Annotated in this window: 19 protein-coding genes; 14 read left to right on the top strand and 5 right to left on the bottom strand. The window is 45.2% G+C overall.

All coding sequences use genetic code 11. The features are described 5' to 3' along the window. Nucleotides 1-37 precede the first annotated feature (37 nt). The 9 genes from ruvX (at nt 38) to hemQ (ending at nt 8,250) form a co-directional block, all read left to right on the top strand. Nucleotides 38-460: a Holliday junction resolvase RuvX gene (gene ruvX / locus PO771_RS04240; protein ID WP_272562039.1), complete on the top strand. Its 423-nt coding sequence runs from the start codon at nt 38-40 to the stop codon at nt 458-460. 5 nt (nt 461-465) lie between these two features. Continuing rightward, entirely contained in the window at nt 466-753 is a 288-nt protein-coding gene (locus PO771_RS04245; RefSeq protein ID WP_272562040.1) for a DUF1292 domain-containing protein, read from the top strand. Between the two features lie 104 nt (nt 754-857). Continuing rightward, nucleotides 858-1,901, top strand: a complete 1,044-nt coding sequence (gene mltG / locus PO771_RS04250; RefSeq protein ID WP_272562041.1) for an endolytic transglycosylase MltG — start codon at nt 858-860, stop codon at nt 1,899-1,901. 57 nt (nt 1,902-1,958) lie between these two features. Beyond that, nucleotides 1,959-2,606, top strand: coding sequence for an O-methyltransferase (locus PO771_RS04255; protein WP_272562042.1), 648 nt, complete (start codon nt 1,959-1,961; stop codon nt 2,604-2,606). After that, on the top strand, nt 2,603-3,529 hold the full coding sequence (locus PO771_RS04260; RefSeq protein WP_272562043.1) for a peptidase U32 family protein: 927 nt from the start codon (nt 2,603-2,605) through the stop codon (nt 3,527-3,529). Before PO771_RS04255 ends, PO771_RS04260 begins: the two co-directional genes overlap by 4 nt. Nucleotides 3,530-3,543: 14 nt before the next feature. Then, nucleotides 3,544-4,839 (top strand): peptidase U32 family protein, encoded by a 1,296-nt coding sequence (locus PO771_RS04265; protein ID WP_272562044.1) that lies wholly within the window; start codon nt 3,544-3,546, stop codon nt 4,837-4,839. A 73-nt stretch (nt 4,840-4,912) separates the two neighbouring features. Next, nucleotides 4,913-6,706 (top strand): peptidoglycan D,D-transpeptidase FtsI family protein, encoded by a 1,794-nt coding sequence (locus tag PO771_RS04270; protein WP_272562045.1) that lies wholly within the window; start codon nt 4,913-4,915, stop codon nt 6,704-6,706. A 22-nt stretch (nt 6,707-6,728) separates the two neighbouring features. Continuing rightward, nucleotides 6,729-7,424 carry a phosphatase PAP2 family protein gene (locus PO771_RS04275; protein WP_272562046.1) on the top strand — a complete coding sequence of 232 codons (696 nt, stop codon included), beginning with the start codon at nt 6,729-6,731 and terminating at the stop codon, nt 7,422-7,424. 82 nt (nt 7,425-7,506) lie between these two features. Further along, nucleotides 7,507-8,250, top strand: coding sequence for a hydrogen peroxide-dependent heme synthase (gene hemQ / locus PO771_RS04280; protein WP_272562047.1), 744 nt, complete (start codon nt 7,507-7,509; stop codon nt 8,248-8,250). 122 nt (nt 8,251-8,372) lie between these two features. On the opposite strand, the gene PO771_RS04285 is transcribed toward hemQ, so the two are convergent. Both PO771_RS04285 and PO771_RS04290 read right to left on the bottom strand, forming a co-directional pair. Continuing rightward, nucleotides 8,373-9,116, bottom strand: coding sequence for a hypothetical protein (locus tag PO771_RS04285; RefSeq protein ID WP_272562048.1), 744 nt, complete (start codon nt 9,114-9,116; stop codon nt 8,373-8,375). A gap of 255 nt (nt 9,117-9,371) precedes the next feature. Then, a complete protein-coding gene (locus PO771_RS04290; RefSeq protein WP_272562049.1) occupies nt 9,372-10,577 on the bottom strand; it encodes a DUF1343 domain-containing protein in 1,206 nt (401 codons plus the stop codon). Between the two features lie 186 nt (nt 10,578-10,763). Between PO771_RS04290 and PO771_RS04295 the strand changes: the two genes are divergently transcribed. From PO771_RS04295 to PO771_RS04305, 3 genes are all read left to right on the top strand, one after another. Beyond that, complete coding sequence (locus tag PO771_RS04295) at nt 10,764-11,747, top strand: sporulation protein (protein ID WP_272562050.1); 984 nt, start codon at nt 10,764-10,766, stop codon at nt 11,745-11,747. Nucleotides 11,748-11,831: 84 nt separating this feature from the next. Further along, nucleotides 11,832-12,944 carry a toxic anion resistance protein gene (locus PO771_RS04300; RefSeq protein ID WP_272562051.1) on the top strand — a complete coding sequence of 371 codons (1,113 nt, stop codon included), beginning with the start codon at nt 11,832-11,834 and terminating at the stop codon, nt 12,942-12,944. A gap of 175 nt (nt 12,945-13,119) precedes the next feature. Continuing rightward, nucleotides 13,120-13,614, top strand: coding sequence for a GNAT family N-acetyltransferase (locus PO771_RS04305; protein WP_272562052.1), 495 nt, complete (start codon nt 13,120-13,122; stop codon nt 13,612-13,614). Between the two features lie 97 nt (nt 13,615-13,711). On the opposite strand, the gene PO771_RS04310 is transcribed toward PO771_RS04305, so the two are convergent. Then, nucleotides 13,712-14,431 (bottom strand): RNA-binding domain-containing protein, encoded by a 720-nt coding sequence (locus tag PO771_RS04310; protein ID WP_272562053.1) that lies wholly within the window; start codon nt 14,429-14,431, stop codon nt 13,712-13,714. A gap of 159 nt (nt 14,432-14,590) precedes the next feature. Here PO771_RS04310 and PO771_RS04315 point away from each other — a divergent pair, with 159 nt between their 5' ends. Next, on the top strand, nt 14,591-14,902 hold the full coding sequence (locus PO771_RS04315; protein ID WP_272562054.1) for a hypothetical protein: 312 nt from the start codon (nt 14,591-14,593) through the stop codon (nt 14,900-14,902). A gap of 45 nt (nt 14,903-14,947) precedes the next feature. Here PO771_RS04315 and PO771_RS04320 read toward each other — a convergent pair whose 3' ends face one another. Both PO771_RS04320 and PO771_RS04325 read right to left on the bottom strand, forming a co-directional pair. Further along, nucleotides 14,948-18,271: a trifunctional glycoside hydrolase family 18/polysaccharide deacetylase/glycosyltransferase family 2 protein gene (locus PO771_RS04320; RefSeq protein WP_272563095.1), complete on the bottom strand. Its 3,324-nt coding sequence runs from the start codon at nt 18,269-18,271 to the stop codon at nt 14,948-14,950. A gap of 125 nt (nt 18,272-18,396) precedes the next feature. Next, complete coding sequence (locus tag PO771_RS04325) at nt 18,397-19,740, bottom strand: hypothetical protein (protein ID WP_272562055.1); 1,344 nt, start codon at nt 19,738-19,740, stop codon at nt 18,397-18,399. A gap of 113 nt (nt 19,741-19,853) precedes the next feature. On the opposite strand from PO771_RS04325, the gene PO771_RS04330 reads away from it, so the two are divergent. Continuing rightward, nucleotides 19,854-20,543 (top strand): response regulator transcription factor, encoded by a 690-nt coding sequence (locus PO771_RS04330; protein ID WP_272562056.1) that lies wholly within the window; start codon nt 19,854-19,856, stop codon nt 20,541-20,543. Nucleotides 20,544-20,546 lie beyond the last annotated feature (3 nt).

Raw genomic sequence — 20,546 nt, forward strand, 5'->3', positions numbered from 1 at the left:
CCGGAGCAATTATTAGGCAAGAGCAGGAGACACATGTATGCGCAGGATGGGACTCGATGTCGGAGACAAAACAATCGGAGTGGCAGTCAGCGACGAGCTTGGCTTCACTGCCCAGGGAATTGAAACAATCCGACGTGAAGGCAAGAAAAAAGATTATCTCCGTCTCGAAGAACTCATAAAACAGTATGAGATCGGGGAAATTATTGTTGGGCTTCCCAAGAACATGAACGGTACGATTGGACCTCGGGGAGAACTGTGCCAGGCATTCGGAGAGTACGTGCATAACCGCTCCCGCATTCCGGTTGTGATGTGGGATGAGAGGCTTACCACGATGGCAGCCGAGCGTACGCTGCTTGAAGCGGATGTAAGCCGCAAGAAGCGAAAACAAGTCATCGACAAAATGGCGGCGGTCATGATTTTACAAAATTACATGGATGCCAACCCACAAATAGGAGGTTAATTCGTATGGAAATGGAAAACATGGAAGTAAACGTTGGGGAATACATTACAATCACAGACGAAGAATCAGGTCAGGAGATTGAATTCCTGGTAATGTACATCTTCGAAATCGAAGATCGTACGTATCTCTGCCTCGTGCCTGCTGATCAGGAAGAAGAGGAAGAGTACGAAGTAGAGTTTATGCGCTATGACGGCTCTGACATGCTGCATCCGATCGAAAACGATGAGGAATGGGAACAGGTTGAAGCGACATTTGAAACGCTCATGAACGAACTCGATAACGAGGAAGTATAAGCGTTACTAACGATATGATGTAACACCGAAACCGCTCACGTACTGGGCGGTTTTTTGGTGTATAATAAACGGATGGAATTGGTGCATAAAGGAGAGGGAGAGTTGTGCGACAGATAGCAAAGCTTATGGGGGGGATTCTACTGTTGTTTGCCGTGCTTGTTGGCGGGATGGGCTACTATGTACACAGCGCGCTGCAACCAGTAGAAGAAAACAAAGGGCAGAAGAAAGTTATTGAGATTCCACCGAGTTCATCTACAGCAGAGATTGGACAGATTTTAGAAAAAGAAAAGATCATTAAAAATGGGCGAATCTTTTCTTTATATTTGAAGTTCGGAGAAAAATCCCCCGTACTAAAAGCAGGGAAATATCAGCTGACTATTGGGGATACGATTGAGCAGATTACGGCGAAAATGGAGAAGGGTGAATTTTATAAAGATGATCATGTAGTAACCATTCCAGAAGGGTTCACCATTGAGCAGATTGCGACCCGTCTTGAAGAAAAGAAAATTGTGAGCAGGGCTGCATTTTTGAAAGAGGTAAACCAGGGAGTATTTACACAGGAGATTCTTAAAGGAATTCCGCAAGGGGACAAGCGTATCAAGTATCGTTTGGAAGGATACTTGTTCCCAGATACGTATGAGTTCAAAAAAGGCAGCACAGCACATGATGTGATCAATAAAATGCTGGATCAAACAGAAGAAGTCTGGAATACGGAATGGAATGCGAAGTTCCAACAGCATCATCTTACGCGCCATCAAGCGATTACGCTCGCATCCATTGTGGAACGGGAAGTGCGCGTCGATGAAGAGCGGCCGATTGTCGCAGGTGTCTACTTCAACCGTTTGGCCAAGCAGATGCCGCTGCAGTCAGATGCGACCGTTCAGTATTTGTTCGGCAAGCAAAAAGAGCGGGTAACCTTTGCTGATTTGAAGCAGGTGAGTCCGTATAACACGTATAAAGTGAAAGGATTACCGCCAGGTCCGATTGCAAGCCCGGGTAAGAAGTCGCTCGAGGCTGTAGCGAATGCCCAGAAGAATGATTACTTGTTCTATGTTACGAAAAAAGACGGCTCTGGTGGGCATTACTTTGCGAAAACGTACGAAGAGCATCTGAAAAACATCGAACGCAGCAAACAGAACGAAAAATAGATTTTACACTATCAGTATGTTATTATAAAGAAGTTTTGAAGGAAGGATGGTATTCGTATGATTACCGGGGACGCAGTCACACACTATATTGAACGTCTCGTTCCGGTGCGTGATGAATTGTTGTCGCGTATGGAGCAGGAAGCGGCGGCAGAACATATCCCGATTATTCAGCTTCCAGCCGTGCAAATGCTTCGCTTTCTACTTACGATGCATCAGCCGAAGAATATTCTGGAAGTCGGCATGGCGATCGGGTATTCAACGATCTGGCTTGCGCGCGCAGCGGATGAAGCACGCATTACATCCATTGAGATTTCGGAGGAAATGGTGCAGCGAGCAACTCGTAATTTTGCCGAAGCTGGCGTAAGCGACCGGATCACGGTGCTGCATCAGGATGCACAGGAAGGTCTGGCAGATGAGCAGGAATTTGACTGCATCTTTCTAGACGCGGCCAAGGGACAGTATCGGAAGTATTTCGATTTGTACGTCCCGCATCTGAAAAAAGGCGGCCTTCTGATCTGTGACAATGTTTTATTTCGCGGGATTGTGGCAGAGCCGGATGAGAATGTGCCGAAAAACAAGCGTGGCATGATTACGAAGCTGCGCAGCTTTAATGAATTTCTTGCAGCCCACCCCGCATTGGAGACGACTTTCGTCCCGATTGGAGACGGGCTTGCGTTATGCATAAAACGGGGGGACCTATCGTGAAAAAACCAGAATTACTCTGTACAGCTGCGAACCTTGATGAGCTGGTGCAGATGATGGATGCCGGCGCTGATGCGATAAGCATTGGGCATGAGCGTTTTGGCTTGCGTGTGGCGGGTAACTTCTCACTCGATGAGATTCGCGAAGCCGTGAAGTTGGCGCATGCTCGCAGCGTAAAAATTTATGTATCGGTAAATGCTGTGTTGCACAATGCTGATCTAGAGGAATTACCGGACTACTTGAAAGCACTCGATGAGATCGGTGTCGATGCGGTCGTGTTTGGTGATCCAGCCGTGGTTATGACGGCACGTCAAGTCGGTTTGAAAGCGCCGCTGCACTGGAATGCAGAAGTGCTGACAACGAACTATGAAACGATGAACTACTGGGGCAGCAAGGGTGCGACCCGTGCATTTGTCGCACGTGAGTTAAACATGGATGCGATTATCGAAACGAAAGAAAATGCGGACGTAGAAATTCAAGTACAGGTGCACGGGGCGACATGTATTTTTCATTCCCGCCGTGATCTTGTGACAAACTATGAGAAGCACAAAGGTGAGGAAGCCGCACGCCCTGGTCTGGATCGTGGATTGTTCATTACGGAAGAGAAGCGGGATGAGCTCCAGTATCCGATCTATGAAGACCGAAACGGTACCCATATTATGAGTTCCGAAGACATCTGCATTCTAGAGTACCTGGATGAGCTGATGGATGCGGAGATTGACAGTTTCAAAATCGAAGGCATTATGAAGGATGCAGCATACAATGCCAAAGTCGTGGCGATCTATCGTGCTGCAATTGATACGTATATGGAAGATCCAGCTGCATTTCAGGATAAAACAGCAGAATGGATGAAAGAGATTGAGGCCATCCAGCCAGCTGAACGTGAACTGACGACAGGTTTCTTCTTTAAAGAGCAAGTTTATTAATCGAGGTGATCCGAATGACGGAATCAAATACAAGTAAAATCATCACACCGCGCGGACCAATTCTGCAAAAGCCAGAAGTGCTGGCACCAGCCGGTAATTTGGAGAAGTTGAAATATGCGGTTCGCTATGGTGCAGATGCCGTATATATTGGCGGCCAAAGTCTTGGCTTGCGGGCAAATGCCGATAACTTTTCTTTCGATGAAATGAAGGAAGCAACCGAGTTTGCCCACGCTCACAATGCAAAAGTCTTCGTCGCAACGAACATCATTGCGCACAATGAAGACTTGCACCAGGTAGATGAGTTCATGCGCAACTTGCAGCGTGCAGGCATTGATGCCATTATCGTGGCAGACCCGGCACTTATTCAGCGCACGAAGCAGGCAGCTCCGGATCTTGAACTGCACTTGAGCACACAGGCATCGACAACGAACTGGCAGACGGTGCAGTTCTGGAAAGAGGAAGGCGTCAGCCGGGTTGTACTGGCACGTGAAGTGTCTGTACAAGAAATCCGTGAGATTAAAAAGCATGTTGACATCGAGATTGAAGCGTTCATTCATGGTGCGATGTGTATTTCGTACTCCGGGCGCTGTGTGTTGTCTAACCACTTTACCGCACGTGATTCGAACCGTGGTGGCTGTTCCCAGTCTTGTCGCTGGCAGTACGACATGTTTGAATCCCTGCCAAAAGAAGAGGCTGCACTCGGACAGATCGGCAAAAAAGCATTGCCGATGTTTGGTGAGGAAGATCCGATGTTTACAATGAGTTCGAAAGACATGTGTATGCTCGAATACTTACCGGATATGATCGACGCTGGCGTGGACAGCTTCAAAATCGAAGGCCGTATGAAAAGCATTCACTATGTAGCGACTGTTGTAAACCAGTACCGTCGTGCTGTTGATGCCTACTGTGCGGACCCGGACAACTACAAGCTGAGCCCAGAATGGATGGAAGAAATCTGGAAAGCGTCACACCGTTCGATGACAACAGGCTTCTTCTATGGAACACCAGCTGAAACCGAGCAACTGTTTGGTGAGAATGAGGACATTCCACAGTATGATTTTGCTGGGCTTGTGCTCGATTACGATGCGGAAACAGGCATCGCAACCATTCAGCAGCGTAATAAATTTAGCGTTGGTGATACGATCGAATTTTTTGGTCCGAAGATGGATCGTTTTACGCAAACAATTGGTGAGATGTGGAATGACAAAGATGAGAAAATCGAGTCTGCTCCACATGCGATGCAAATTGTGAAGATGCGGGTAGACCGTCCTGTGGCACAACACGACATGATGAGAAAAGAGAAAAAGTAATACGGTTTACGCCCCCTTCTGTTTCGGCAAGACTGATGATAACAGTCTGCGTCGAAACAAAGGGGGCTTTTGTATGTCGATTTCGCGGAAGAAGCGGCGTATTTTTATCGTGGGGCTTTTATTTACGTTTCTTTACACTGGAATTATCAGTCATCTGGCGTGGATTCAGGTTGTGGCAACGCGATCGTTCTCGCCGCATCATGTTGATTTGGTCGAGCGAGCGGTAGCCCAGCGACGAGAGAAGCTTGTGCTTAACAGTGGGCGTGGCATGATCTATGACCGACAGGGGACTCCGCTGACTGGAGAAGAAAAAGTAGGTCTGGCGATATTTCCGCTTGTCCGGTATGATCTTGAGAAAAGTGGAAAAGTTGATAAGCTTGCCCGTATTCTTGGGATGACAGAGACGGAAGCATTTCAGTTGATTAAAGAGCGGAAACATGCAGGATTTTGGGAGGATGGATCAGGGAGTGTCGTTGCACTTCGACCAGAGCAGGCAAGGGAGATACAGGCACTTAGTATTGCTGGTGTATTGCCGCTTCCGGTTACGGCTCGCTATCCAAAAGATGAACTTGCTCCCCATATCATTGGCTATATTGGACAGAACGCGAAGCTCATTCAGGAGAAATATATGGATGATGTGCAGAGTGGCGCTCTTCACCCAAACAGCAAGATTGGGGTTGCTGGACTAGAGCGGACCTTTCAACCTTTTCTTGCTGGTGTCGGGGAGAAGTCTGTTTCGTACTATGTAGACGGGCGTGGGAATCCATTAAATGGTCTTGATATTCGGATGAATGAGGCACAAAATTCTTTTTATCCACTGTCAGTTATGACTACGCTGGATCGAACCATACAGCAAAAAGTAGAAGAAGCATTGCAGGCATCTCCGCTTCGAAAAGGAGCAGCGGTCATTCTGGATGTCGGAACGAGAGAAGTGCTTGCGAGTGCCTCGAAGCCGAACTTTGACCCGTCTCGTCCAAATCCAGGGACGAATGATTGGCAGAACCTTGCCATCAAGCAGACCACACCTGGCTCGATTTTTAAAATGGTAGTAGCGGCAGCGGCGCTTGAAGAAGGACTCGTTAAGCTCGATGATCATTTTGTATGTAAGGGGCAATACGGCAAGTACGGATTTACTTGCTGGAAGGAAGGAGGGCACGGCGAGCTGACGTTTGCGGAGGCGTTTGCCGATTCATGCAACATTACGTTTGCGGAGGTAGCAAAAAAAGTTGGGCCAGAGAAGCTTGAACTGTATGCCCGCAAGCTGGGACTGAATCAGGAAATTGGCTGGCAGAAGATGCCGTTCTATAAGCTTGGGTTGTTCCGACAATTCGATGGGGAAGAGAGGGGACGCGTGTTTGCACAGGATCGTCCTGTTCAAGATGAGGGTGTGTTAATTCAGACAGGAATCGGACAGCGGGATGTACAGTTGACCCCGCTGCAGGCAGCGAACATGGCAGCGATTATCGCGGGAGGTGGACAAAAGCAAAAGGTAAAAATCGTCCAGTCTATTAATTATCAAAATGGCACGACCTTTTATCGCTTTGAAGACCGCCCGCTTGATGGTGGTATGATCTCGCCGGAGACAGCGAGTAAGCTGCGTGGTCTTATGGAAGGGGTAGTGGATCACGGTACAGCTACCATGCTGAGAAATTTACCGTGGAAAGCCGCAGGCAAAAGCGGAACGGCTCAAATTACAGTAAACGGGGTAGCACGCAATAATCAATGGTTTGTCGGGTATGTACCGCGTGAGAATCCAAAGTATGCCATCGCTATACTGGCGGCAGACCAGCCGACGAAAGGCGTGAATGAAGCAACAAAACTGTTTGGAGAGATTGTAACCCGGATGGCACAGACAGAGAAGAAATAGCTAGAAGTAGGGAGGGAGAGAAATGAAACAGACGCTTAGTCGGATGACCAACAAGCTGTCGCCAGGTGGTAGCTTAAGTGTGGTGCTCACGGTTGGGGCTGTTTTAGCTTTGCTGTTGTTATTTATTTCAACTGCGATTGTAGATGAGGTATTAGAACAGGAAACAGTGCAATTTGATCAGATGGTATATGGTTGGCTGCACCAGATGCATAGTGCGGCAATCACTGCTGATGTAATTTTTTTGACGAACATGGGGTCAGCATTTCGCCTGATTCCGATTTATGTGTTGATTGTGATCATGCTCTTGATCTGGCGGAAACGGGAAGAAGCGCTTATGTTGACGTTTGCCCTTGGTGGAGGCGGAGCGCTCAATTATGTTTTGAAGCAGATATTCCGCCGCAGTCGCCCGGATGTGGAGCATCTGGTAGAAGCGGGGGGATATAGTTTTCCGAGTGGGCATGCGATGGTGTCGTTTATTTTTTACGGAATGCTTGCATATTTAGTCTGGTACTATTTGTACGAGTATCCGGTCTGGCGTTATCTGATTCCTGCTTTGCTTGTTTTGCTTGGGATTAGCATCGGCATTAGCCGTATATATCTTGGGGTGCATTATGCAACAGATGTTATTGCTGGGTTCACGATCGGGGGAATCTGGTTGATTGCTTGTATTGTCGGACTTCGGGCACTGCATTGGTATAAGGAAAAGCAAAGCAGTTGAACGTATGCGCTTTCTGCTTTGTTTTGTTATAATGGGAAATGGTTAGACAAGCTAGTAAGCACCCATATAAGGAGTGACAAACATGAGTGAAGCAGTACATACACTGGAAGGCTGGTTTGCCCTGCATGATTTTCGGACGATTGATTGGGTAGCATGGGGAGCCGCTACTGAAGCAGAACGCCAGGAAGCGATTGAAGAGTTGATGGCGTTTATGAATGATTGGACCGATATGGAAGAAGCGAAACAAGGAAGCAGTACCGCATTTACCGTAGTCGGTCATAAGGCTGACATTGCGTTTATGCATCTGCGCCCAACGCTCGAAGATATTGAAGAAGTCGAGAATGAATTTAATAAAACTGCATTCGCATCGTATACGGTTCGCGACTATTCATACGTTTCCGTTGTTGAGCTGAGCAGTTACATGTCACAGGAAGCAGACCCGATGCAGGACCCTGCGATTCGAGCACGTCTGTATCCGGCTCTACCGAAAACAAAACATGTATGCTTCTATCCGATGAATAAGAAGCGTGAAGGTAACGATAACTGGTACATGCTTAGCATGGAAGAGCGCCGCGGCATGATGCGCAGCCACGGCATGATTGGGCGCTCGTACGCTGGTCGCGTGACCCAGATTATTACCGGTTCTGTCGGTTTTGATGATTGGGAGTGGGGCGTGACGCTGTTCTCGGATGACCCGATCACATTTAAGAAGCTCGTATACGAAATGCGTTTTGATGAAGTGAGCGCACGCTTCGGTGAGTTTGGTTCATTTATCATCGGCAATCGCCTGACGAATGAGCGCCTGCCAGAGTATCTTTCTATGTAAGTCCTATAAAGAAAGGAGCGGTCTTAGAAATCGTGTGTAACGATTGAGACCGCTTCTTTTTTTATCTGGGCGGGCATTTTCTAACGTGTAGTAGAGATGCAGAAAAGGAAGTTCCTCAGAACCTATCGTGACATAGCCTCTGCTATGCTAGGGTATTCCTTAAACGTAAGTCCGGCAGGTAGAGGAATCGTAAATGTTTTGTTCGAAAACTTCGGATTTACCTCAAACTTTGTAGCAATTTGTAAGACATTATTTGGAGATGTTTGTTTTACCCAAATTCCTGTGGCTGTATCAATCCAGATATCACCCGCTGGCATTCCCTCATAAGTAGAAGTAAAATGATAAGCCATACGACCGTTGATTTTTTCTTGGTTTTCATAGACGTACGTGGTTCCGTGTTTACTTGCTTCTTCTAGTCCGTCTATATCTCTAATAAACGTGAATGTTTTCGTATCTTTCACTTTTATAGCTTTTTTATTTAATGGTAGATACGGGGTATACGCATAAAACCATTGTTTATCATACAAATTGTAAAGGGTAGAACCTTGATTTATCCGCTTTTCTCCTGTTGGACTGGTTACGACCTGGCTCATCATTTGGGATTTGAGTAGCACCTTGGATTGCTTCACATCTGCCCAGTATTCATTTATGCTTTCAAGTTCATTTTTCGGATTATATACTTTGTATTCAACGTAATAGGATGACGGGAGCGGGATTTTCTTTAATGTTTTTATAATATCTTGAGTTGATTGTGTAGATTGTTGTTTGGAGAGAGCTGGTGATTTGTCTTCGGCTAATGCAAGAGGAGATGAAACAAGACCAAGCAAAATTGTGGCTGTTAAAACGGACGTAAGTTTTTTCTTCATGATAAAACCTCCTAATGATTTGTAACACCATTTATTTCAACAGGTAAATATCTATTTTATAGTTACTTTTACATATATTACAAAAAATTAAGAAGTACGTATCAGAGGATTCTGTTCAGGAGTAAGGCAGAGGATCAGGCATTAACGGTTGCGTGTAGGGACGCTCAATTCGGCATTCAGTTTTGCTATAATTAAATAAAAGAGGCTGGGGACAATCGTCCTCAGCCTCTTAGTACATAACGGGATAGTATCTGATTACTGATACAGCAAATAGTTCTTGCGTTCTTCTTTAAACTTCTTCAATCCTGGTGCATACTTTGCCTCGATTTGCTGCGGTGTTAGTCCTTGCAACAAGTACTGACCAATCTTATCCGTACCCATGATCTTATCAAACATTACAATTTCCTTGCCGCTGCGTGGTACTTTGAAATTGTTTAACTTGTGTGCATACGCAAGCGCATAAATACCAGTGCGTGCCGGATTGAATGTGTGATAGTTCGTGATGTTTAAACGTACACCGCCTGAGCTGCCACGCTTTTCAGCTATGAACGTTACACCTGGTAGTTTCGCACCGTTCATCAATGCCGCATATTTTTTCGAATCAATGCCTTTGCCACCAATCCAAGTGAATGGACCATCCTGGAATATCCCCGTTCCCTCACCGAGACCAGTTGCATTATAACCAAATACAGACTGCATGTTTGGCATAAGCGGTGAACTTTGTACCCATTTCAGCCCCGTATCCTGGAAGATCATATTGCGCGTATAGCCTTCCATCGGTACGACAGATAGATTCGCTTTAATTTTCCGGTTAAAGAAGTAAGCGAGTTCTCCTGCGGTCATGCCGTGTGTCATCGGCAGGTTGTCTACCCCGACGAATGTTTTGAATTTATCTTCTAGCACTGGACCATCGACAATTGTGCCGCCGAGTGGGTTCGGGCGGTCCAGAATGACAATCGGGATACCAGCTTTTTGTGCGGCCACCATACAATAGTTCATTGTCGACATGAATGTATACGAACGAGCTCCGATATCCTGCATGTCAAATACAAGCACATCTACATTTTTAAGCATAGCCGGTGTCGGCATGCGAGTCGTTCCATACAAACTGTATACCGGGATTTTAAGGGTCGGATGTGTGTAAGATGTTACATACGCTCCTGCTTTTGCTTTGCCATCGAGTCCGTGTTCTGGGCTGTACAGCGCGGTAAGTGAAGCACCGGGATAGGAGGCTAGCACATCTATCATGCTGACTCCCTTACTGTTGACACCTGTTTGGTTCGTAATTAATCCGATACGTTTGCCGTCAATGAGATGAGAATACTTCTCTAGTAAAATATCATCGCCTAACTTAAAAGAGGATGTATCGGGTGCTTGCGGTGCAACAGAAGCTGATGCAGGCAGGATCATCCCTATAAGCAGTACGATTAGTGCCGTAAGCACTGACAACCATTTTTTCATTCTTTCTCCCTGCTTTCCTTTATGTATATAACTTGATTATACGTGGATTCATTTCATCTTCCTACCAATTTGGCATGGAATCATTCAAAAGTTCTATGAGATTTTTCGAGAAGAATGAAACTTGTGTGACAAGTACCTCGTATAAAAAATCAATGAGAAAACTATGATCGAGGGGGATAATCTCTTATGTTTAAAAAGTTTATGGCCAAGATCGGCATTGGTTCTGCAAAAGTGAATCTCGTTTTGCATAAAGACGGCTGTGAGATGGGACAGACTGTAACAGGTGATTTGATGATTGAAGGTGGGTCGGTTGAGCAAAGGATTAACCGGCTGGATGTTGATTTCATGCTGAGTATTCGGACGAAACAAAAAGAATACGTACACCGTGTAGCAACCATTCCGATGTCAGGAGCGTTTGTCATCGGCGCATCTGAGCGCAAAGTGCTGCCGTTCTCGTTTGTATTGCCGCCTGATTTACTCGTAAGTGCGCCATCTGTGGCATACTACTTCACGACACATCTTGATATTGCTGATGGAGTGGACAGTGGTGATCGCGATTATCTTCATGTACTCATGCCGCATCATTTGGCTAACACGGTCGAAGCGTTTCGTTTGCTTGGCCTAATGGAAAAGCCGAACTCGCGCAAATTTGATGGCTATACACAGCAGTTCGAATTTGCCCCAACTACGATGTGGCGCGGTCAGGTCGAGGAAGTAGAATTTGTGGCGGCAATGGAGCCAGATGGCATTCGTTTGCTGCTGGAAGTCGATCTGTATTCTTTCGGACGTGAAACGGAGCTGCGCCGTGACGTATACATTCCAGCGGAGACAGCGGGTCAGGTGCAGGCACTTGCTGATTATTTACACAGTATGATTGATGAGATGATTGCAAATCCGCAGATGTATATGCATGTGCGCGATTACTTTGGCCGAGGACACCATCATGATTATCAGAGCTATGGTGCTAACCGCTACGGTGGGTTTGCCGGAGCATTGGGAGGCGTGGCTGTTGGAATGCTTGGTGGCATGATCCTTTCTGAAGTCATGGGAGATTTCATGGAAGATGCGCTTGGGGGAATTGGCGATATCGGACAGGAATTGGAGTCTGCGGCAGAAGACTTTGGTGGCGATTTGTTTGATGGTGGATTTGACTTTGGTGACGATGAATAAAAGCTCGTAAAAATAGCGATACAAGTAAGAATCAGGTATGTGTTAGGCGGATACTTACACAGGCGTTACGAAGGAGGGAATTCCATGGACTTTACCCAACACGCACTTACAGAAGCAGGAAAGATGGAACCGGGGAGCTTACCCCACCTGACAGAAGATGAGCGCCGGAAAGCAGAGGAGCTGGCGCGATCAATTCAGGTGAACGATAGCACAGCCGTGCTGCAGTACGGCGCAGCTTTGCAAAACGAGATCTCACAGTTTTCAGATACGATTCTTGATCATGTACGTGCCAAAGATGGCGGTGAAGTCGGCCAGGCACTTACTGAGTTAATGCTCAAAGTTAAAGAAGTGGATACGACGACGCTTTCGGGTCGCAAAGGTGGACTGCTATCGAAGGTACCTGTGTTTGGTTCCATGATGAATTCTGGCAAAAAGATGCTAGCGCAGTATGAAAAGCTGGGCGGTCAGGTCGCGACGATTACGAAGCAGCTTGGGACGGCGAGTGAACAGCTTTTACGGGATATCAAGCTGCTCGATACGCTGTACGAGAAGAATCGAGAATTCGTCCGGGAGATTGATTTGTACATTGCGGCTGGGAAAATGAAGCTAGCTGAGCTTGCGACAGAAGTACTGCCTGCGCTGAAGCAGAAAGCAGAAGCATCTACTGACCCAGCTGATGTACAGGAGTTAAACGACATGGGTCAGCTGATTGAGCGGCTAGAGAAAAAAGTACATGATCTGCTTTTAACACGTACGGTAACGATCCAATCTGCACCGCAAATCCGGCTGGTGCAAAACAATAATCAAGTACTGGTCGAAAAAATTCAATCGTCCATTTTAACAACGGTTCCATTGTGGAAAAATCAGCTTGTGATCGCAGTGAGTCTCCAGCGTCAGAAGAACGCGCTTGATGTGCAAAAGCAAGTCACTGATACGACGAATGAACTGCTGCTGCGTAATTCAGAGCTATTAAAGATGAACTCAATTAACATCGCCAAAGAGAACGAGCGTGGGGTGATCGAGATTGAGACTTTGAAGAAAACACAGTCAAATCTTGTTGACACACTGGAACAGACATTGCAGATTCAGCGGGAAGGACGAGAGAAACGACAGGCAGCAGAACAGGAAATCACGTATATGCAAAAAGAGCTGAAAGAAAAATTAACCGCACTGGCAACCGAATATCGGCGCCGGTGATCAAAAAAAAGGTTGGAGCAATATGCTTCAACCTTTTTTTTGTGTCGTTCTTCTAATTACAAAGATAATAGTATGTTCAGAATATGTTCAGAATCATTTGATAATATAGAGGTGTTCAGTTTATGCTAGTGTGATTTCAAAAAAGCTGAGAATATCCAGAGGGAGGACAACTCGCTTGATTACTAGAAAAAACGTTACGGCGGATGATGTTTCATTTCTCTATCAATTATATAAGGAAACAAGAGGGGAGGCGCTAGTAGTAATGGACTGGGACGAGGAAGAGAGGGAAGCATTTCTTCGTATGCAGTTCGATATGCAGAGGAGTTCGTATGCGCTACAACATCTAGCAGCTGATCATGAGATTATAAAGCTTGATAAGGTGCCTATCGGTCAGGTTATGACCAAAATCACAGATCATTCCATCTGGCTTATTGATTTATCTTTGCTGGCACAATATCGAAACCAGGGGATTGGTACATGCTTGATTCGGGATCTTCAAGAGCGAGGAGAGAAGATGAGGAAGGCTGTGCGCCTGCACGTGCTATATAATAATCCGGCACAAGATTTGTATGCAAGGCTTGGATTTTATATAACGAGTGAAAAATTTCCGTACCTCGCGATGGAGTGGTTGTCGAGTGAAAAAGTAGAAAGAAATAAGAACAAAGATTAGGATGAGTGATCAATATGTGGACGAAACTAGGATGTGTACTAGCGCATACGCTTCAAAAGGTTGGGGGAAATATACTCCCGCCTTTTGAAGCGTATGGTTATTCGTCTGCCATGCCGTACACATCAAGCACCTGCTCGATGCGTCGTTGCTTCCGCTCGATGACCCGTTCAATAAATCGCTCGTAGTCATCATCGGCCTGCCGATTTCGTTCCGCATATAGATGCTTGAGTTGAGTCAGATGCTCAATGAGTGTTAGATCGGTAGAATAAGCATCACCGGCCTTAACCTTGCGCAAAATGATCTCTAGCAGTTTTTCATTCGATGCCTCGATTGATTTTGTACCTTGCCGAATGTAGATCGCGCCATAGCGTAACTCGCCTCGACTGATAATCGAAGTATACGGAACGTATTTCGGATCGTATTCAATAATAAGCACCTGAAACTTTTTATCCGTAAATGGAGCAGATGCTTGCCCATCAAAAATAAAATCTTCCGTGCGGTATTTGACCCAGCTTGGCAGATAATTGCCGAGTTTATTATCTACGTCGGCCTTATCGAGAAAATCTTGATTAGACAAGCCATCAAGAGAGGAACTGCCATCCGCTTGCTGCCCCACTCCAACAATAATCGAGCCGCCACCCGAGTTCGCAATCGCGAGAATATGTTTAGCGAGTTTCGTGAGATCAATCCACTTCGCTTTAAAATCGAGAAAGTCTGTTTCTCCTGTATTATGGAGCAGCAAGTCGCACAGTGTATCATGCGTAGGATCAAGCAGAAAATCTTTCAGCTTTTGTGGCTGAATATCTTCATAAAACATCGTATTCGCCCTTCCTTACTCGTTTGCTTGTATTATATCGTATGGAATGGGACAATGTGCATGTATATTTATATTATTGGTGATATATTCTCCTAGAAACCTTTGTAAAGGGAAGTCCATACTATAAGGTAAGTGATTCCAAGTAGAGGTGTACTATATATGAATGGGAATTCTTCTCTTGTTCTAACGGTCGTTGTACTCGGGTTTATATTCATCCTGGTCATGGTTAGGTCGTTCAAAAGCAGGAAAAATCGCTGTTTAGTTTATACAGCTCTTAACCATGATGACTATTTTAAAATAGTAGCACGTTTAAAATCTGCCGGGATTAGCTATGCTGTAAAAACACCGTCAAATTCAGGGTATCCCACTCCTTCTGGCTATTCAACGTCACATGATTATACACAATACGATATTTATGTAAAAAAAGAGAATCAGCATAAGGCACAACAAGCCATTCATAACGGTAAATAAACAGAAAGCCCTCACTATCCAAAATGGATTGCGAGGGCTTTCTGTTTATTTATTTACTGCACTTCCTAGCCGTTTAAGCTTATTCCATCCAACTGTGATTCCGCGCAGCGCAGACCAGATTGACTTTATGACAACATACGTCATGAACTGTCGGTAAATAATTCGCTGCAGGAACAGCCAGATCAAAGGTTTCGGGCTTTCTTCCTCCAGGCGGAATGCATAGAAGGAGGCAAGAAAATCAACCAGGAAGAACACAACATAGAACAATAATGTTTTTTGCGGCTGTACGCCGAACAGTCCCATAACAAAGAGAATGTCAGCGAGCGGTGCAATCAACTGGAATACGTATTGGAACAGCCACATATTAGGCAGGCCAACAAATCCGAGCGATTTTTGTTTCCGATTAAAGAGCGCACCCCGGTGTTTCCATAAGCACTGAAGGGTACCGTATGTCCAGCGATAGCGCTGCTTGATCAGGCTGCGGACGTCTTCCGGCGCTTCAGTATAGGCGTAAGCTCGTTCTTCGTACATAATCCGATACCCGTTACGCAGAAGCGTCAGTGTAATATCAGTATCTTCCGCTAGAGTATCTTCCTGGAAATAACCAACTTCGGCTACCGCTTTTTTGCGCCACGCTCCAATTGCTCCTGGAACGACAGCGATGCAGTTTAGTTCATCGAACGCACGTCGGTCCAGATTAAACCCAGTGACATACTCCACATGCTGCCATTTGGTCAGCAGGTTACGGGCATTTCCGACTTTTACGTTTCCAGAGACCGCAGCAATGCTAGGATCAACAAAGTGACGGGTAAGCAGAGCAATGGCGTCTTTCGCAATGAGTGTATCCGCATCAAGGGCGATGACGATGTCACCGGATGCTTCCATGAATCCGCGGTTTACGGCAGACGATTTCCCGCCATTTTCTTTGGAAATCAGTTTGACATACGGATATTCTTTAAACGTTTCTTTTACTACTTCCGCTGTAAGGTCAGTCGATCCATCATCGACAACAATGATTTCAAAGTCTGGATAATTACTTTCCAAAATCGAATGTACCGTTTTCGCAATAACTTTTTCTTCATTATAAGCTGCGATTACCACGCTGACCGGCGGAGTAAAATTCATATTTACCGCACGGGCGCGACTTCTTCGCTTCTGTCTAGAAGCAAGATAGATCAGAACGAGGAAGCGAATCATCCCAACACCAATGGATAGATAGAATAAAAAGGCAATTCCTTTCTGCCATCCAGAAACAGCTGTGAAGACGGTTTTGTCATACGTCATAAACGGATTTTCCGTGTGTGAAACAACCGGCATAAGATCATTTGGTGTCTTGCCAAGTAATTGATGCACCGTCGTAAATGTGTAGCCCATATGTTGTAGTTTTTCAATGAGCTTCGGCAGTGCTTCGACTGTATGAGAACGATCGCCACCCGCATCATGAAGCAGAATAATATTCCCATCCGGTAATTCTTTCAGAACACGTCTTACAATCTCATCACTAGATGGGTCCTGCCAGTCTTCCGGGTCGACTGCTTCTCCGACCATCGTATAGCCCATCTGCTGTGCCCGTAAAATCGGCAGTAGCTCTTCAGGCGTAGATGGAGAAGAGTCGGCCACGTAAGGCGGACGAAACATCGTCATGGAGTGCCCGGTCAATTCCTGGAACAGCCGCTGGTTCGCATTTAGCTCCATTTTTGCACGGATCGGGGAGATTGACGCCACGTTTGGATGGGTAAACGTATGGCTTCCGATCTCATGGCCTTCTCTATACATTCGTCGGATGAGATCTGGATTTACTTGCGCATTTTCGCCCACAATAAAGAACGAGCCTTTTATATGATATCGATCCAGAATATCAAGAATTTTTGGTGTATATTCTGGATCAGGCCCATCGTCAAATGTGAGCACAACTTGTTTTCCTGCAGCTTTACCATATCGACTTATCTGGAACGGAGATGGATAAGTTGTATAGGATTCTCCAGAAAGTGTTCCGTCTTCATCCACAGAAAAGTCACGTTCCCCATCTTTGGCAGACGAAGTAATCTGCAAAATCTCACCGTCTCCTGAATAATGAACAGGTTCCGGGCTTACTAATGTATGAAGTGTGTTGACTTGTGACTGAAATTGATCCGGCTGGTTCAATACATTCCAGACAGTCGGATCTTCTGAGCCAAGCCGCCACAAGGCGACGCCCTTGGCTCCATTTTCATGAGCCATTTTCCATTGATTGTACATAGAAACACCATCTAAAAACCAGACAATGTGTTGGTCTTCGCCTTCTTTGTAACGCACATACGGATTTTGGCTAGCTTGATCCCACTGGATGTGCAGATGGGAAGCGCTCGCCATATCCATAATATCGCCAAATGTCACGACATCGGCAGGGTCACTGCTGTTTTCTGTCCAGTCGTATCCGTAGCTTCCTAAGCTGACGATCAGCTTGTCAGGTGGGATATCGAGTTGGTCTAATGATTGCTCAAACCAGGAGCTAGAGGCGATCGGCCCTGGCTTTCCTGTTTGATAATGCTCATCATAGAGCATGACAATCATCCGGTCTGTAACTTTGGCGAGCGCACCGTAATCAAAAGCGTCATCTTTCGCCGGGACATCCTCAGTTAGCTGCAGACCAGCAGCATGGAACGTATGAGATAACTCTCCCATAAAAGCAGTGAGCGCATCTTGATCTTTCGGATCGATCGATTCCAAGTCAATGTTAAAGCCGGAATATCCATTTGTTTTTGCTTCTGTATACAATTGATCAATAACTTTCTTTCTATTTTCAGGCGAAGCAAGCATGTTGTGGACAAGAGCAGCATCCCATTTTCCATTCACAAAGTTATTGATAAGCGGCATAACTTTTACATGATTATCCGCCGCTAATTTTTGTACATCAGGTTGAATGTCTTTTTGTAAGGTTAAATTCGAAGTAAGGTGATACCATTCTGGAATTACGGTAGTCAGGGAACGAATATTTTTTTTCAGTGAGATTTTACTGTTTTCATCCCAATTTACATAGAATCCATATACTTCTTTTTGACCTGACGACTGGACTTTGTTGTCTTTATGATGCTTTTTAAAATCAAGCTGAAAAGTCGGGTGCTTTTTATCTTCTTCTTTTAGCTGCGCTATTAAAGAGCGCTCATTAATTTTTTCGATGATAGGGCTAATGAGAGCGAACTTGCTGTTTTCATTAAAGGATAGCCGTGGAAGAGATGGATCCGAATTTAGGCTAAGGCCAAATATACATAAGATAAGAGCCGAAATGAGCCCAAACACGATACTAATCCGTTTTATTAAAGACCAGCGATAGCCAGAATCATCATGAAAAATGAAATTTTTTGTTTCCCCTTTTTCAGTACGATTCATTTTTTTACGATACAGCGAAGTAAACAGAAAATAAGCAAGTGTAATAACGAGAATGATTTCGATAATATGGATAGACGGTATCCATTCATTCATCATATCTGATCCTCCATCTTCCAGAGTAGTGATTATGCACGTGGCGCTGTCTTCGTATAATCAAATGTGTCAGGTGCGAACCATTTAATGCTGATGCTTCGCTTTCCGGTTTGATCCGGAGGGTTATGTTGAACGTCTTTTGGATCGAGTTCATGTTCACCGATAAAAAGTTCTACGTTATGAGGATCTGCTACGTAGAACGTTATCCCGCGAACATCGTTTATCGTTACAGGACGCGAGCCAAAGAGCGGGTCTTTAATGGAGTATAGCTGGATTTTTGTTTTTCCTTCCGGCGTGGTCGTAACCGAATAATCAAGAAAATTGTGTGCAACATTGTAGTGAAGCAGGCGGCTGGTGCGTGCGACTAGAATGCGGCCGCTAGCTTGATAGTAGGCAAGCATACGCAGCGGCTGAATGTTCTTGTTGTCAAACGGATCGAGTCCATTTCCACCCCCAAAATGCTGGGCAATGATCGAATATTCATGTCTAGCTACCAGTTCATCCAACCTTTTTGATGTTAGTTGCATATACAAAGCCCTCGGTCCCCACGTCCAGTTCACACCGTGTTTGGTACGGTCAAAAGCATAGCGATGAAATCCCCATATGTTCTGTCCATCACGCAGCCTGATCGGGAAGATGGCATTTTTTTCTCCGAATGCAGCGTCTCCCCTTGAGTTCCATACGAAATGCACACCATTCTTACGGATTAGATCCGTATGGTAGTAGGGTGAATATTTATTGTCACCTTGCTGATAAGCAGTAAAGCTGAACGGAGAATAAGCCCCGAAGTTCTCACGATTTGCTTCATTCCCGTGATTGATCCATATGTCAGGATGGATACCATCCTGATTCAGATGATCCCATGCTGCCATCGCAAGGTCTCGCGTACAAAGCCCTTCATTACGGTTTACACGGGAAAAATCACCATACCCATGCATAGAATCAATCCAACCTGCACGATAATAATGGTTAATTAAGGCAGCGTCTTTCTTCTTGGTGCGATCTGTGCCAACAAAATAAGTCATAATGGCATTTGACGTATGCTTTTGATTGTCCACATAATAAGGATTAGAACTATTCGTATCCATGTACATCCAGAAACTATCGCCAATATCAAGTCCTAATCCAGTTCCCATGGGTGTAGGGGACTTCGTGTTTAAGAACTGGTGGTATTGAGCAAATTCTTCCGGAGTTGTACCATCAATATCAGAAGCAAACGAAAGCATAGCCTGATATGGATACGGAAATGGACGCATCTGTACGTGTGGAATCGAAGAAGTTGAAAAGTCGCTTTTGATAAAAAATATAATGCTGAGCATGGCCGATAAAAATAATGCCACGGTGATCCAGGGACGGATTAGTACGGTACGGTTCATAGCTTTTGATCCTTTTATTTTTCTCTGTATAGAGAAGCATAAGATAACAAAATAAGAAGGGGCTAAGAGATATATTAAAATTTGATGAGAGGAAAAAAAAGGAGGGGGAAATCTTGCGAAAGATTCTAATCATTGAAGATGAAGAGAACATCGCCCGGTTTATTGAACTTGAACTTAAGCATGAAGGATTTAGTGTGGAAATTGCCTATGATGGAAGAAGTGGATTAGAAAAAGCACTGGATGTAGAGTGGGATATGATCTTACTCGATCTGATGCTCCCGGGTTTGAATGGAATGGAGGTATGCAGGCGAATTCGTCAGACGAAAAATACACCGATCATTATGCTAACAGCTCGTACGAGTGTACTGGACCGTGTATCCGGACTTGACAGTGGTGCAGACGATTACATTACAAAACCACTGGCAATTGAAGAGTTACTTGCTAGAATGCGAGCTTTATTCCGGCGCACAGATAACCGGACGGAAAAAAGGGTGGATTCTATCCTGCGGTATAAAAATGTTGAAGTAAATATGGAATCACAAATTGTAAAACGGGATGGAGAAATTATTTCGTTAACAAAACGGGAGTATGATTTGTTAACGATGTTTATGCGTAACATCAATCGAGTCATGACCCGAGACTTACTGCTGGATCTTGTGTGGGGGTATGATTCGGCAGTTGAGACAAATGTCGTGGATGTATATGTCCTATATTTACGTAACAAACTCGATACGCCAGGACAGGAAAGCATCATTCAAACTGTGCGAGGAACAGGGTATGTCATGCGAAACACAGAAGGATAACGG

This window comes from Aneurinibacillus uraniidurans (assembly GCF_028471905.1).
GTDB classification, from domain to species: Bacteria; Bacillota; Bacilli; order Aneurinibacillales; family Aneurinibacillaceae; genus Aneurinibacillus; species Aneurinibacillus uraniidurans.